At 62.7% G+C, this 14,871-nt stretch carries 18 protein-coding genes; 10 read left to right on the forward strand and 8 right to left on the reverse strand.

Annotated elements, in window-relative coordinates; translation table 11 throughout:
* Positions 1–2 precede the first annotated feature (2 nt).
* The 8 genes from VF769_RS11140 to VF769_RS11175 form a co-directional block, all read right to left on the reverse strand.
* On the reverse strand, positions 3–647 hold the full coding sequence (locus VF769_RS11140; RefSeq protein WP_331008480.1) for a lasso peptide biosynthesis B2 protein: 645 nt from the start codon (positions 645–647) through the stop codon (positions 3–5).
* A gap of 48 nt (positions 648–695) precedes the next feature.
* Positions 696–827, reverse strand: coding sequence for a hypothetical protein (locus VF769_RS11145; protein ID WP_331008481.1), 132 nt, complete (start codon positions 825–827; stop codon positions 696–698).
* 63 nt (positions 828–890) lie between these two features.
* The gene (locus VF769_RS11150; protein WP_331008482.1) at positions 891–1,016 is read right to left on the reverse strand and encodes a hypothetical protein; all 126 of its coding nucleotides are present in this window, start codon (positions 1,014–1,016) and stop codon (positions 891–893) included.
* Positions 1,017–1,124: 108 nt separating this feature from the next.
* A complete protein-coding gene (locus VF769_RS11155; RefSeq protein ID WP_331008483.1) occupies positions 1,125–1,736 on the reverse strand; it encodes a GntR family transcriptional regulator in 612 nt (203 codons plus the stop codon).
* Positions 1,726–2,625: a phytanoyl-CoA dioxygenase family protein gene (locus VF769_RS11160; protein WP_331008484.1), complete on the reverse strand. Its 900-nt coding sequence runs from the start codon at positions 2,623–2,625 to the stop codon at positions 1,726–1,728. The genes VF769_RS11155 and VF769_RS11160 overlap by 11 nt, the downstream gene beginning before the upstream one ends.
* Before the next feature lie 12 nt (positions 2,626–2,637).
* On the reverse strand, positions 2,638–3,267 hold the full coding sequence (locus VF769_RS11165; protein ID WP_331008485.1) for an acyl-homoserine-lactone synthase: 630 nt from the start codon (positions 3,265–3,267) through the stop codon (positions 2,638–2,640).
* 99 nt (positions 3,268–3,366) lie between these two features.
* Positions 3,367–4,095 (reverse strand): LuxR family transcriptional regulator, encoded by a 729-nt coding sequence (locus VF769_RS11170; RefSeq protein WP_331008486.1) that lies wholly within the window; start codon positions 4,093–4,095, stop codon positions 3,367–3,369.
* Between the two features lie 156 nt (positions 4,096–4,251).
* On the reverse strand, positions 4,252–5,031 hold the full coding sequence (locus tag VF769_RS11175) for a LuxR family transcriptional regulator (RefSeq protein WP_331008487.1): 780 nt from the start codon (positions 5,029–5,031) through the stop codon (positions 4,252–4,254).
* A 156-nt stretch (positions 5,032–5,187) separates the two neighbouring features.
* On the opposite strand from VF769_RS11175, the gene VF769_RS11180 reads away from it, so the two are divergent.
* The 10 genes from VF769_RS11180 to trbG all read left to right on the forward strand — a co-directional run.
* A complete protein-coding gene (locus tag VF769_RS11180) occupies positions 5,188–7,200 on the forward strand; it encodes a type IV secretory system conjugative DNA transfer family protein (RefSeq protein WP_331008488.1) in 2,013 nt (670 codons plus the stop codon).
* Positions 7,197–7,646: a hypothetical protein gene (locus VF769_RS11185; protein ID WP_331008489.1), complete on the forward strand. Its 450-nt coding sequence runs from the start codon at positions 7,197–7,199 to the stop codon at positions 7,644–7,646. Before VF769_RS11180 ends, VF769_RS11185 begins: the two co-directional genes overlap by 4 nt.
* Positions 7,643–8,584, forward strand: a complete 942-nt coding sequence (gene trbB, locus VF769_RS11190; protein ID WP_331008490.1) for a P-type conjugative transfer ATPase TrbB — start codon at positions 7,643–7,645, stop codon at positions 8,582–8,584. The genes VF769_RS11185 and trbB overlap by 4 nt, the downstream gene beginning before the upstream one ends.
* Positions 8,581–8,901, forward strand: a complete 321-nt coding sequence (locus VF769_RS11195; RefSeq protein WP_331008491.1) for a TrbC/VirB2 family protein — start codon at positions 8,581–8,583, stop codon at positions 8,899–8,901. The genes trbB and VF769_RS11195 overlap by 4 nt, the downstream gene beginning before the upstream one ends.
* Complete coding sequence (locus VF769_RS11200; protein ID WP_331008492.1) at positions 8,901–9,164, forward strand: VirB3 family type IV secretion system protein; 264 nt, start codon at positions 8,901–8,903, stop codon at positions 9,162–9,164. The genes VF769_RS11195 and VF769_RS11200 overlap by 1 nt, the downstream gene beginning before the upstream one ends.
* A gap of 7 nt (positions 9,165–9,171) precedes the next feature.
* A complete protein-coding gene (gene trbE, locus VF769_RS11205; RefSeq protein WP_331008493.1) occupies positions 9,172–11,643 on the forward strand; it encodes a conjugal transfer protein TrbE in 2,472 nt (823 codons plus the stop codon).
* Positions 11,640–12,353: a DUF4141 domain-containing protein gene (locus VF769_RS11210; RefSeq protein WP_331008494.1), complete on the forward strand. Its 714-nt coding sequence runs from the start codon at positions 11,640–11,642 to the stop codon at positions 12,351–12,353. The genes trbE and VF769_RS11210 overlap by 4 nt, the downstream gene beginning before the upstream one ends.
* 5 nt (positions 12,354–12,358) lie before the next feature.
* Positions 12,359–13,327 carry a type IV secretion system protein gene (locus tag VF769_RS11215; RefSeq protein WP_331008495.1) on the forward strand — a complete coding sequence of 323 codons (969 nt, stop codon included), beginning with the start codon at positions 12,359–12,361 and terminating at the stop codon, positions 13,325–13,327.
* 18 nt (positions 13,328–13,345) lie between these two features.
* Entirely contained in the window at positions 13,346–14,056 is a 711-nt protein-coding gene (gene trbF / locus VF769_RS11220; protein WP_331008496.1) for a conjugal transfer protein TrbF, read from the forward strand.
* A partial coding sequence (gene trbG, locus VF769_RS11225; RefSeq protein WP_331008497.1) for a P-type conjugative transfer protein TrbG occupies positions 14,053–14,871 on the forward strand: 819 nt, incomplete at its 3' end. The genes trbF and trbG, both read left to right, overlap by 4 nt.

The raw sequence follows: 14,871 nt of genomic DNA on the forward strand, positions 1-14,871 counted from the left end.
GGTCACACCCAGGCTATCGGCGCGAAAGACGCGCAATGATCAGAACTGTCGCCAGCGAGCCTGCCTTCCCATTCGACCCAGCAATGAGCGGCGAAGGGCGCCGTGCGCACGCCAAACACGAGGTCTGGTCTTAGCCCATGCATCAACATGAAGCGAAACAGCGCCAAGGCGTCGAAGAGACACACGCGCCGGCGCGGAAACCAGGGCCGGAATGCCTCGAACACGCCAATCAAATGCTGCGCGTCCGCTTCTGGCATCACGGCGCGCGACTTCAGCTCCGCTAAGCGCGCAAGTGTCAGATCCAATCTGCGCCGCGCCAGCGTGCCTGCGGTCCACCAGCACGCGGACACGCACAGGCCATACTCAAAAAGCGATGCACGAGAATGGTCAGTGGGGAGAAGCTTCTGCCCAGGCGCGGCTCCACGGGTTTCCTGGGGCGCAGGACACGCCCGCGCTTGCTCAATCAGGCCCAGCTCAATGAGCCGCGCGCCGCTCCCCTGCGCACATTCCGTGTCTGCCAATCCAGCGATGGCGGGAGCTGTCCGTAACGGCACGCTCCAGTAGCGGTCGAGGCGCAAGTCGAGAAAGACGATATAGCCGCCGTCCGTGCATGCGCGAACGTGCGGGCTCAATTGGTAGGTTGTCATGGGCAGCGTCGCCGGGCGCGGATCACGCGCCCGGCGTTCCTCGCGAGTTCACATGTCGCGCATGTGCGGCGACACGAAGTTCTCTTTGAAAATCGGGTCCCAAACCCCGAGCGTGACTTCGCTCGCGGGCCCGAGGTCGGTCACGGTCTCGTCGTGATTCAGGTCTTCGTGGGCTTCCATCTCAGAGCTCCTTCAGCAGTTGGTCTGCGGCGCAAACGACGGCGTCCGCGCCGCAGGGGCCGATCAGAAGTCGCGCGCTTGCGGCGTGACGAGGTTTTCCTTCTTCACGGGATCGTAGATCCCTTGCGTCACTTCCGTCGCAGCGCCGAGGTCCACGATGTCTTCTTGGCGTTCGATATCTTCACGCATTGCACTCTCCATTCACCGCACGACCTTGCGGCGCGTAGAGTGTGCTGCGGCTCAGCAAGATTTGGGGGACAATCGGGCTAAAGATTTCGTGGGAAGTTTTTAGACGCTTCAGCCGCCATTGTTGGGCATCGCCTTGGCGTGTGCCGCACTTCTTATCACGGCGCAATGACTGATGCGCCGCTCAAAATATCTGCGCAGCTTATTAGCGAGTACAGCGCCGCCGCGATCAAGTGAGGCGGCGATCTGAATCAACTCCTCATGAGCGCCCGGCAGCGCGTCCGTTTCAGCGCGCAGAGCTTGCTGAAGACGCTCATCGGCGGAGCGGCCAGCACGCCGGGCCTCGGTATTGGCATTGCGATCGATATGGCCCATCATCGCCAAATAGGCGCCGGCATAGTCAGTGTCCGGCGACAGCGCCGAGAGAGCTTCCGGCGCATATGATTGCAGCGCCCACTTCGTCAGGTGTTGACGCCACTGATAAAGCTCACGCAGCTCTCGCTCCGACCAAAACGCCACTTGATATATCCGCGACGTATTCAGTCTGACGAGTCGCTCTGCGGCCAGTATGGCCAACGCATACCGAACCGGTGTGGCGCTCACGCCAAACTGAGAAGCAAGCTTGTCGATGTCGAGACGTTGCAGGATCACAAGCTCGCCCGACAAGATTGCTCGTTTTATCTCCTGATAGACGCGTTCGCCGGGACGCGGATCAAGCGCCATCCCCACCCCGTGTGTCGCTCCCGGCATAGTGCGCTTTGAGCTGCGCCTCGATCTCCGGTGTCAGCGCATCAACGTGCGGCATGAACCCACGCCGCTCTCGCAGGTAGTTGATCGGATCCTGCCCTTCCCAGCCTCCAAGATTGGGCCGGTGGATGCGATAGCCGATGAGCTGTTGGAGATCTGTCGGAAAGGAAGCTGCGACCTCGCGCGGATAAGCTAGAAATTGATTCTCATACGTCTTGAGCCATCCCAAGCAATAACTGACGATGATTCCGGTGCGTGGGAGCGCGGTGAGGTTCTGGCCTGCGCCGTGCGTGAGCGAGCCCAGGAAGAGGAGCGCCGAGCCTGCCTTCATGGCGCCGGGCACACTATCTGCGGGATCGACACCGCGATCCAGCGCCGCGCGGTGGCTACCCTTCCAAAGCCGCGTCGCGCCATTTTCCTCGGTGAAGTCGCTCACGGCCCACAAGACGTTCAAGAGCCAGTGGCGCCCGTTGGTCGGCCAGGGCCACATCTCCTCATCACGGTGCGGCGCTTGCGGGCGCTCCCGACCATGCACACGCACGGCCTGGGTCAGATTGAGCTGGATGCAGTCGCAATTCGGTTTGAGCAATGCCTCGGCGATCGCCAAAATGTAGGGGTCCATGACCAAATCGCGCACGCTTGGCGCCTTCGAGAGGAGCCCGCCCACACGCGTTGTATTCCAACCGTAGAAGTCACCTTCGCACCTGGGCGTCGCTTCCAGCCAAGGTTCGAGCTCCTCCGCGAGCGTGCGGCAGCGCCGCTCGTCGAGCAGGTCTTCAAGCACGACAAATCCGTCTCGTTCCAGGATCGATAGGTGATCCTGATCCACAGGCGCAAGCGGCACGACGTTGGAAGCTTTCATCATGGTGTTTCTCCTTCAGGCCGCCTGAGTGACATCGCCGCCGAGAAATCGGGTGACCGGCGCTTTGATGCCGTTGGTTTGGCGCACGCGCTTCAAGCCCTGCTGATCGATCGACGCAACGAAAGCCGTGAGACGATCTCCGCCGACACGGCGCGGTCGGCCGAGCGGCGCTACATCCCAGCCGGCCTTCGCCGCGAGCGGCGCGAGCGCTGCGCTCGCCACGAACGTGACGCGCTCGGTGCCGAAGATAAGCGCAGTCTCCATGATGCCGGCGATGATGCGCGCGAGCAGATCGTGGCGCGGCTGGCCGTGCGCCGTATCGGGTGCTGGACAAAACCGCGTCGCTTCCCACACATCGGGCCCTGCCGGCGGTTCGTGATCGCACAGGAAGCGGAAGTGATCGGCCAAAAGATGCGGGCGATCAGTTTTGAGCAGCCGCGCTGAGCCTGTCACCGGCGCGCGCGGCGCCGACGCTTCGATAAGGTAGATGGCCTCGGGACAATCGTAAGAATCGATCTCGATGCCGGCGCTTTCCTCCAGGCGCCATTTCATCTGGTCGATGAAAACTTCCTTGCGCTGGCGATGCATCTCCATCAGCGCGTGGTGATAGTGGCGCCGGTTCTCAGCGGTGATGATGTGGATCATGGGGGCTCCGGTCGTCAAAGGACGGCCAGAGCATGCGGATTCCGAGCCGCTCGAAAATAGGCACGGACGTGCCTATTGACAGCGCCGCGTTAGGTGATCTCAGCACACATCTTCGAGCCTGATTTGCCCGTCCTTGAGCGCGCGCACGAATGCCTGCACGCGGCTAGCCACGCCGTATTTGTGCATCGCGCGGCGAACGATGTTGTGCACAGTATGCTCGCTGAGGCCCAGAATCACGGCCATGTCGCCATCATCCTTGCCCTGCCCCAAGAGTTGCACACATTCACGCTCTCGCGGGCTCAGAACGGGCTTCGCAGGTATCCCCGCAAGACGCAGTCGCCGCGCGCATTCATGCGCATAGACGCCGTACCAAGTGGCCTTCTGCGCATTGAGCGGATCAACACCATCGGGCCCAATGACCAGCGAGCAAGAGGCTGGCAATGCGTCGGGCGCATGGATGGGAATAGTGATCCCATCGACGAGGCCTGCTTCGGCGGCTTCGTTCAAGATCCGAACCTGATCGGCCGCAAGGCCGGCGCGAAAGACGCGGTCGCTCCACTGAAATGGGAGCGTCTGACGTCTCGCTCTCCAATAGACGGGATCGCGCTTCGCATAGTTCTGGTCACTGAAGCGCTGCAGCCATGGAAGCGGATAGTCCACCATCATCACTGCTTCCGCGGGCGGCCGCAGCGGATCGACATGAGAGGCGCATGCGGCATGCGTGAAGCCGAGTTCGCGGATTTCGCGCATAAACGCGGCATGAAGTTCTTCAACGCTCGTGGCGCGATCGCAGACTTCTGCGAACGCCCAATTGATCCGGGCTTGCATGTAATCCTCCTCGCCCCAACAACTTTAGATGGCGAAGAGAGATCGAAGACAAGCGCGAGCGTGACGATTACGCGACAAATCTTGGTTATGGTGCAACGTGAATATCGTTTGAGAAATCTTCACCACGATTTTGGGAAAGATTTCGAAGGTCGGCTCTCAGGCGATCGGTTTGATCTGGCCAGAACTGATTGCACGCGCCACGGCTTGAATGCGTGTGCTGGCGCCCAAGCGGACACGCGCGCGCTCGATATGGCGCCGGACCGTGGCGACGCTGAGCCCCAGCCCTTGCGCTATCTCAGCATCGACGAGACCACTGGCGCAAAGCTCAAGGCATTGCCGCTCGCGCCGGTGTAGCTCTGCGAAACGGGGCGCCGATGCAATGCACATCTCGGCCGCGCGGTGATGCACGACCACATTGATCAATTTGCCGGCGGAATAAACGTCTTCCGGCATGTCCGGCTCGCTCGTTACCAAGGATGCGGACGCGCGACGCGGAAGAATGGAGGCCAGCTTATGGGTGCGCCCATGGCGGAGCCCGAATTCGCGCGCCTCATTGAGGATGCGGCGCTGTCGCCAAGACAGCGGCTGAAGAAACTCAGGGTCCGTCCAAACGAAATCCCCACTCCCGGCCTCCGCCGCGCGATAGACCGGATCCACGAGGTGGTAACGCTGCGCTGAAAAGTGGGCGATCCATTCCTCCGGGTAGTTCTGGAATACATAAGCCGCGTTATCGGGCCGCAACGGGTCGGCATGGACGCCGAGAGCCACGAAGGTGAATCCCATCTCAACCAAACGCTCTCGCCAAATGCTTTCCAGTTCGAGCAGCGTCGCCGCCGCATCGCAGGCGGCGGCGAAGGCGATCATCTCGGCGCTGATGAGGTTTTCGCGCATGCAAGTCGAAGTGTAGCCGATTTCGAACGCCACATCACCTGGCAAGCGCCGCCTCAATTGAGCGCTTAACACCAATGCGCGTGACGAAACTCGCACGCGAGTCGTCGCGGGTCGCGCGGCATGCCTCGATAGAGTTGCAACATGTGGCGCCATTAGGAATTCAACGAGACGCTTCTCGTCATGTGGGAGCGGACGTTTCATATGCGATTGGTGTGGGGCGGCATCGCCGCCGCTTCAATCAGCGTGCTTGCGTGCTTCGCCGCGACTCAGACATGCGCACGGACGTTCAACTACCAAGCAGCGCTCGGCAGGCCGACCTTTGTATTCGGCTCGACGCCGATTTACGCACCCTTCTCGGTTCTGACCTGGTCGGAGCGCTGGAGCGCCAACTACCCGCGCGCCTTTGCGTTGCCGAGACTGTTCGTCTTCGTCGGCTTCCTATCGAGCGCGATGCTTGTGCTGCTCGCGCTGAAATCGCCTCATCCCAGCCAGCGGCCGTTCGGCGCAAAGAGCTGGGGCGGCCGCAAGGATGCGCGCGAGGCCGGCCTCTTCGCTGAAGGCGGCATTGTCATCGGCAAATTCGATGGCGAGATTCTCGCCTACGATGGCCCACATCACCTCTTGCTGACTGGCGGCACGCGCTCGGGCAAGACACGCGGCAGCGTCATCCCGACCTTGCTCGCCTGCCCGCATTCGATCCTCGTCTTGGACTTGAAGGGCGAACTTCATTCCGGCGACACGCGCGTGGATTTTCCCGGCACAGCGGGTTGGCGCGCAAGGCTCGGCCCGGTGATCCGTTTTGCACCGACCGAGGCAATCTCGGATCGCCTCAATCTCCTGGATACGATCCGGCCAGGCGCTCAAGAGGTGCGAGACGTTCAAAATCTCGTGGAGCTCATCGCCGACCCATACGGCGACGGGCGTTTTCAGGAGTTTTGGGACCGCGCCGCCAAGCAAATCCTCGCCGGGCTCATCATTCACGTCGTGTACGCTGAGCCCCTTCCGAGCAAGACACTGGCGCGCGTATTCGAGTTGCTCGCCCGCTTCGACGACACCGTAAAGCTGATGGAGGCGACGCTCCATCGCAAGAACGAAGCAAGCGGCGAGCCTGAAACGCACCCCGAAGTAAAGCGCGCCGCCCACTCTTACGCCGCCTATCACGAGAAGTTACGCGCTGGCATCAAGGCGACCGCCGAGAGCTATCTCGGCCTCTTCGCCGATCCGCTTGTGCGCCAGAACACGGCGACATCGACCTTCCGCATTTCAGACCTCATGTGCGCCGACGAGCCGGTGACGCTTTATCTGTGCTGGCCGCCCAACGACGCCAAGCGAGTCAAACCGCTCATTCGCCTCGTCTTCGGCGCCGTCCTCCGCGTGCTGATGGAGCATCAGGAACGCGCCGCCGACGGACGTGAAAAGAAGCGCAACCTTCTTCTTTTGCTCGACGAGTTTCCGCAACTCGGCAAGCTCGACGTGTTCGAGCAATCGATGGGCGCGATGGCCGGCTATGGCCTCAAAGCCTATCTCGTCACCCAGTCACTGCATCAGGTCACGCAAGCCTATGGCCGCTATCACACGATTCTAGATAATTGCCAGATCGTCACGAGCTTTGCCGCAACCGATGTTGAAACAGCCGAGACGATCTCCAAGCTTGCCGGCGACATCTTTGAGATGCGTCCGCAAGAAACCTGGTCGGGCAAGCGCCAATTCTTCGGGCTTGACCACCGCGCAATCACGTATCGAGAAGAACGCCGCCCGCTGCTGTTGTCGTCAGAGGTGCGCCGGCTCAGCGAAGGCGAGGAACTGATCTTCGTCACCGGCGCAAAGCCGCTGCGCGCCCAGAAACTGCGTTACGACGAGGAGCCGGTCTTCCGAATGCGGCTGCTGCCTGCCCCTGAGGAGGCGCGCCGCCGCGCACTGCCTTCACCGTGGACCGGCATCTCGTCACTCGGCTTCGCGCAACGCCGAGCGCCCGACGCGCCGCCAGGGCGCGATGGCGCAATAAATCGCGCGCTCACACAGAAAACGCCGCTGCGTTCGCGTCCAGCGCCGGAGCAACAGCAGGGCGACCTCCTTTCTGCGTTGGAAGCGAACCGACCAGATCACAGCGGCGAGGTTGACCCTTCATCCGCCGCGCAACCCACGCTTCCAGCGTCCTCACGTTTTGCGCTGCGCCCGCCTTCCGAAGATTCCGCCGGCGAGGCTGGCTCATGAGCGCCAAGCCGAAAAAGAAGATCACGATCTATCTTGAACACGATCTCGCGCGTGCGCTGGATTTAGAGGCTCGCCTGCGCGGCCTGCCGACGACGCGCGCGGCCGCCGATGCGCTGCGCCGCATCTTCCTCGACGAAAAGGATGAAGCGGTCGCCGACACTGTGAAGCTGCGGCTCGACCGTGTCGAAAAGCGCGAAGTGGTGCGCGAGCGCGAAATCGCCATCGTCAAAGAGACTCTGCTTCTCTTCATCCGAGTGTGGCTGGAGCACACGCCGCCGCCACGGGAGGAAACGCTCGACGCCACCAACGCTGTCGCCGAGCGGCGCTTTCAGTCCTTCCTTGAACTTCTCGCCGAGAGCATGGCGCCCGGTCAGACGCTATTTCCCTACGCGGCCCACGGCCGCCGAGCAGACGCCGGCGCGCCCATGAATGGAGCGACGGAATGAATGCGATCACTCCTTCTCAAGAGCGCATCGTCGCCGAGCGGCGCCTTGCATCCCTGACAGGCGCTCTCGGTCCGGCGTTGCAGGCCGCTTTGGCAGATGACGCTGTCGTCGAAGTGCTGATCAACTCCGATGGCCAGATGCGCGTCGATCGCGTCGGCCGCGGCATCGAGGTGACAGACGCACGCCTCAGCGTCGCTGAGCGCGAAATCGCGATCCGCCTCTTAGCAGCCGAAGCATTCGAAACAGTGACTGAAGACCATCCCTTCCTCGCCGCGACGCTCCCCGGCTCCGGCGCGCGGGTGCAAGCGCTCATCGCGCCCATCGTCAGCGCGCCGGTGTTGGCGATCAGGAAGCGGCCAAAGCTCATCTACACACTCGACGATTACGTGCGCGCCGGCATTGCCTCCGCCGCGCAAGCCGCAAAGTTGCGCCAGGCCATTGTCTCACGGCGCAACATCGTGGTCGCCGGCGGCACAGGCTCAGGCAAGACCACGCTCCTCAATGCGTTGCTCGCAGAGCCCGACTTTTCCACTTCGCGCCTGCTCATCTTGGAAGACACGGCGGAACTGCAGTGCGCCGGCGCCGATGTGGTGCAACTCCTCACCAAGCGCACGCATCCGCAAGTTTCGATGCGCGACCTCGTGCAAATGACGTTGCGCCTCCGTCCTGATCGGATCGTCGTGGGCGAAGTGCGCGACGGCGCGGCGCTCGAAGTCTTGAAAGCCTGGAACACCGGCCATCCTGGCGGGCTCTTGACCATCCACGCTAATTCCGCCGCCGACGCGCTGCTGCGGCTTGAAGATCTTTGCCTCGAAACGGGCGCCGCGCGTCCCGAGCGGCTCATCGCGTCCGCCGTCGACACCATCGTCTTTATGTCCCGAACGGCGCAAGGCCGCCGCATCGAAGAAATCGTCAGCTGCAAGGGAGACCAGCGATGAAAACATCACGCTTCAAAGTGGCCGCAACGAGCGCAGTGATCGTGCTTGTCGTTTCCAGCGCTGGACCGGCATTCGCCTCCGGCTCCGGCATGCCGTGGGAAGCGCCCCTCCAGCAAGTGGTGGATTCGATCACCGGGCCTGTCGCACGCGCAGCAGCTGTCATCGCCATTATCATCTCTGGCGTCGGCATCATTTTTGGTGAAGGCGGCGGTGGCATCAGGAAGCTCGCCTTCGTTGGCCTGGGCATCGCCATCATGTTCGCAGCCGTCTCGTTCTTCCTCGACTTCTTCGGCTTTGCCGGCGGGGCGGTGCTCTGATGCTCGACGAACCCGAAGGCTTTCGCATCGCTTTGCGCACGTCGCTGACGCGTCCGCTCCTCATTGCCGGCGTCCCGCGCACATTCGCGATCATGAACGCAACGGTCGCCGCCGCCATTGCTTTTGGATTGCAACAGCCGCTCATCGGACTTCCGCTCTGGGCGATCATCCAAGGCGCCGGCGCCTACGCATCATCGCGCGATCCCTGGTTTTTGGACACCTGGCCGCGCGCCATGGCCAAGCCTTCCTACTTCAGCGCGTGAGGCTGCGATGATGGACCTCCGTCCCTATCGCCAGACAGAGGCCCGGCTGGCCGACTGGTTGCCCTGGGCCGGACTCGTCGCCGATGGCGTCGTCATCAATAAGGACGGCGCCTTCCAGCGTACGCTTACATTTCGCGGACCCGATCTCGATTCCTCGACGCTGTCTGAATTGACCGGCGCAAGCACCAGGCTCGACAACGCATTGAAGCGCTTTGGGTCGGGTTGGTGCCTGCACGTGGAAGCGCGCCGAACTGAGACTAAAGAATATCCCATCAGCGACTGGCCGGACGCCCTCTCATGGCTCATTGACCAGGAACGCGCACAAGACTTCGCCGCGGCCGGTGGGCGCTTCGAGAGCGCGTACTATCTCACCCTGTCATGGCTTCCCCCCAGCGAAACCTCGGGGAAGCTGGAAGCCGCTCTATTCGAGCATGGCGCCTCGTCCGGTCAGATTGGCGTCGACTACCGAGCCTGCCTCGCAAGCTTCATTGAGGAGACGCAATCGTTCAAAGCGCTGCTTGACCTTGTCATGAACGAAGTGCGCTTTCTCGATGGCGCGGAGACACTCACCTATCTGCATTCGTGCATTTCGGACCGGCCGCATCCCATCGCCGTCCCACCGACGCCGTTTCACATCGACGAGCTCGTAGCCGACTCTGCTCTTGTTGGCGGCATCGCGCTACAACTCGGCGAAGTTCACCTCAAGGTGCTCTCCGTCCGCGCTTATGTGAGCGAGACCGAGCCCGGCCTTCTCGACGCCCTCAACCGGTTGGGCGTGCCCTATCGCTGGGTGACGCGCGTCATGCCGCTCGACCGCGAAGAAGCGCGCGCCGAAATTGAGAAGATCCGCAAACGCTGGTTCTCTAAGCGCAAGGGCATCCTCACACTCCTGCGCGAAGCGCTCTATCGCGAAGAAGCAACGCTTCTCGACAACGACGCCACAGCGCAAGCCGAAGACGCCGATCTGGCCTTGCAGAAAGTAAACGGCGAAGCCGCAGGCGCGGCGTATGTGACGCTGACCATAACCGTCGCCGATGCAAACGAGGCCACAGCATTCGAGCGCATTCGCCAAATTCGCCAGGTCGCCGACGGCATGGGCTTTGTCACCGCGCTCGAAACCATCAACGCAGTGGAGGCTTGGCTCGGTTCGTTGCCCGGCCAGCCCTACGCCGATCTTAGGCGCCCGATCCTGTTGACCCCGTCGCTTGCCCATCTGTTGCCGCTCTCGGCCGTTTGGGCGGGCGAGCCCCACAACAAGCACTTGAACGGCCCGCCGCTCCTGGTTGCCGCAACTGATGGGGCGACGCCCTTCCGCCTCAACCTCCATCATGGCGATGTCGGACACACTCTGATCGTTGGACCCACCGGCGCTGGCAAATCCGTTCTCCTCGGTCTCATCGCCGCCCAATGGCGCCGCTATACCTACGCGCAAGTCTTTGTGCTCGACGCTGGGCGCTCAAGCCGCGCGCTCGTGCTGGGGCTTGGCGGCGCATTCGTCGATCTAGTGCAAGACGACGCGCAAGCATCGATCGCGCTCCAACCGCTGGCGCATATCAATGATGAAAGCGAACGCGCATGGGCGCGCGATTGGCTGATCGCGCTTCTAGAGCGCGCCAACATCGCAATCGATCCGGCGCGTCGTGAAGAAATCTGGGCCGCACTCTCGGTGCTTGGCGCACGACCCGCAAACGAGCGGACACTCTCTGTCCTGTCGGCGCTCATCCAGGACAGCGACATTCGTGCAGCGCTTCAGCCCTTCACGCATGCCGGACCCTGGGGACGCTTGATCGACGCGGACGAAAGTCATCTCGCCGAGCACGATGTGCAAGCCTTTGAGATGGGCGAACTTATGTCGAGCGCCGATGCGCTGGCGGCGGTGCTGCCGTGCCTCGTGCATAAGCTGGAAGCACGCTTCGACGGGCGTCCCACCCTGCTCATCCTGGACGAAGCGTGGGCCTATCTGCGCGATGGCGCATTCGCCAATCAAATCCAGGCTTGGCTGAAGACGTTGCGCAAGAAGAACGTCGCTGTCGTGTTCGCCACTCAAGAAGTGGCCGATGTCGAGGCCAGCACAATCGCCGCCACCATCCTTGAAGCCTGCCCGACCCGCATCTTCTTGGCCAACGATCGCGCGCGCGAGCCGCGCACGCGCGCATTTTACGAAGGGCTCGGCCTCAACACACGCCAGATCGCTTTGATCGGCGAAGCGGCGCCCAAGCGGGACTATTATGTACAGACGCGTAGCGGCGCCAGGCTCATAGACTTGACCCTCGGGCCCGCAGCGCTCGCCTTTCTCGGCGCCTCCACGCCTCAAGACCAGCGCGCCATCGATGCTGTGTGCGCGGAGGCCGCCGCCTCCGGCTTCGCCGCGGCTTGGCTCGAACACAAGAACCTCGCCGATGCGGCGCTCGCTCTGCAGCGCTTCACGGCCGCGACTTCACCGCACCTAAAACGCCAGACTGAGGGAGCGCTCACATGACCCGCAAATCACGTCTTTTCATTGCCACTTGCGCGCTCGCGCTCGCGCTGGGCGGCGCACCCGCTCGCGCCCAATGGGTCGTGATTGATCCTGCCAATCTCGCGCAAAGCATCACGCAAGTGACGCACATGATCTCGCAGATCAACAACCAGATCGAGCAAATCCGACAACAGGCGCAGATGCTGGAGGGCCTGGGCCTTGAAATGTCGCCCGAACTGTCGGCCTCGATCGGGCAGGTGCGCGATCTGCTGCGCCAAGCGGAAGGACTACAGCAGAACGCCGAAACCATCGCAAACGATATGCGCGAACTCTATCCGGAAGATGTCTCCAACTTCGATCTCGACAGGTTGCTCAACCAGTCCGACCGCTGGCTAGAGGAAAGTCGCGACAGCGTTGAGGCGCTCATGACGATCAGCGCGTCGGCCAGCAGCGATGGGCTGGAGGACGCCGACCGCGCGATGTCGCGAGCGCTCCAGGCAAGCTCCCGTGCGCAGGGACAGACATCGGCCGAACAAGCGACGGCGCAAGCGATCGGCGTCCTCTCCTCACAGGTCGCACAGCTCCAAGCGCTGCAAGCCGCTCAAGCGCGCGCTCTTGCCACCGAACGCATCGAGCAGATCGCGCGCGAGGAGCGCGCCCGTGAAGTGCGCCGCCGCGCTTTTCCCACCGAAGCCTCAAGCGATGCGCCGCCCGCGCAGCCGCGCTTCTGATTCTCATGAATACCGGCAGCGTCAATTCCTTTCTGGATCGCTTTCTCGGTCTCGCCGACCGGGGGTTCGGGTTGATCCAAGGCGATGTCGCGTTCGTGCTGAACGCGCTCATCGTCATCTCGGTCACGCTCGCCGGCGCTATGTGGGCGCTCAAAGCCGAGGCGCCGATCGCGCCCTTTTTTCGCAAGGTGCTGTTCGTCGGCCTCTTCGCGTTTCTCGTAAACAATTGGAATGCAGTCGCCGGCGCCATCAACCAATCAGGCGCTGCGCTCGGCCTAAAGGCCGGCGGCTCCGGCATGAGCCTCGCACAACTTCACGATCCCGCCCGCGTTGCAGTTCAAGGCAAGGAGCTTTTCGGCCGCGTCATGGAATTGGGCGACGGCATGAACATCTTCACCGACTTCCTAACCCTCGCCACCATATTGCTCGCGGGCGTCATCATTCTCATCGCTTTCTTCGTGCTGGCGCTGCAGATCTTCGTCCAGCTCATCGCCTTCAAGCTTGGCTCGCTCGCAGCATTCGTCGCCCTGCCCTGGGGCGTGTTCGCGGGCACCGCTTGGGCGGCGGAGCGGCCGCTCGGATGGGTCGCAAGCTCGGCGATCCGGCTCTTCCTCCTGGCTTTTGTCGCAAGCGTGGCCCTCAGCTTCGTTGCCGAACTGCCGCAGACGATGACGCTCGACAATGGCGGCGCGCTCGATGTTCTTTTGTTCGGGCTCACCATTCTTGCGCTTTCTTTCCTCGCGCCGGCGCTTGCCAGCGAAGTGATGCAAGGCAATCCCAGCCTCTCGGCCGCGCAACCCATTCAAGGCGCAATGGCTGGCGCCGGCATGGTGGTTGGCGCCGCGGTCACGACGAAACTCATGACCTCCGGCCGCGGCGGTTCGCGTGGCCGCCCCGCGCGAGGACGCGGCCCAACCGGCGGCGCGCGCCCGCGGCCCAACTACGCGGTCATGCAACCGAAACAGAAGTCCTGACATGGAGAAGGTAGCGCCATGAACTTTCCCTTCCGGCGTCCTCCGCGAGCATACGCGTCCGATGCGCCGGACACGCCTTATGCGCGCGCTCAGCAAGCATGGGATTTGCGCATGGGGTCGGCGGTGCAGGCAGCCGTGACCTGGCGCTGGCTCGCTCTTGGTCTCGGTCTGCTCGCTATCGTGCTTGCAGCCGGTCTTACGTTCGTGGCTCTACAGAAACGCACCTTCGTTCACGTTGTTGAGGTAAGCCCGCAAGGCCGGGTGCTCTCGGTTGAACCGCTGTCCGGGCGCTACACGCCGACCGACGCGCAAGTCAGCTACTTCCTCGGTCATTTTGTCCGGCTGGTGCGTGAGATTCCGACCGATGGCGTGGTGCTGCGCCAGAACTGGTTTGCGGCGTATCGCTTTCTGACGCCGCAGGCGTCGCAGCAGCTTAATGAGATCGCGCGCGAGGACGATCCGTTCGCGCGCTTGGGCACGAGCGCGCGGACCGCCGTCATCACCTCGGTGGTGCAGCGCTCAGAGGCGACATGGCAGGTAAGCTGGATAGAGGCGACGCACGGCGCCGACGCGCGCTCGGCTCAGAGTTTTACCGGGCTCTTCACCGTGCGTTTCGACCGCCCGCGCAACGCCGATGCGCTGATGCACAATCCGCTGGGGCTCTTCATCACCGAATTCTCGATGTCGCCTGAAACCCCCGCGTTCTCCTCGTCGCGAGTTCAGCCATGAATAGAGCCGCCCTTCTTTGCTTCGCGCTCATCAGCTTAGCCGGTGCGCCCGCGCAAGCGCAGAGCGCGAGGGCTTCGGCGCCGCTTGCTGCGCTTGCGGAAGCCAATGCTGAGGCGCGCCGGCGTCCCGACCCGGCCAATTTCACCGACGCAACACAGATCTACGATTATGCGCCAGGCGCCATTTATGAAGTCTATGGCGCGCCTGGCTTCATCTCGACGGTGCTGCTTGAACCCGGTGAGACAATCCTCAGTGTCGCGGCGGGCGACACCACCCGCTGGATGGTTGAACAGGCAATTGGCGGCGACGCCGCCAACGCACGCGCCATGCTGCTCATTAAGCCGACGCGCGCCAACATTCGGACCAACATCGTGCTCGTCACGGACCGGCGCAGCTACGCCATCGAAGCGATCGCAACAGGCGGTCAAACCTATTCCGCTCAGACTGCGTGGCGCTATCCCGCCGTCGCAGACGGCGACCTCGCAGGCGCTCCTATCGCGTTGGAGACGCTGAACTTCGGCTACCACATCCGCACCGTCCGCGGATTCAATCCACGCTGGCGGCCCGTGCGTGTCTTTGACGACGGACGCAAGACCTACATCGAGTTTCCGCCAGCGATGGCGACAAGCGAAGCGCCGCCGCTCTTCATCATCGAGAATGGCGAGGCCGGACTCGTCAATTATCGGGTCTCAGGCGGCCGCTACGTGATCGACCGCCTTTTCGACATCGCCGAGCTTCGCTTGGGCGACGAGCGCCCGGTGATCGTGCGCATCAGCCGCGACGATGCGCACGCGCCGCGTACGGCCCGCCGCGGG

It is taken from the genome of Vitreimonas sp., from assembly GCF_036392335.1.
Classification (GTDB): Bacteria; Pseudomonadota; Alphaproteobacteria; order Caulobacterales; family Aquidulcibacteraceae; genus Vitreimonas.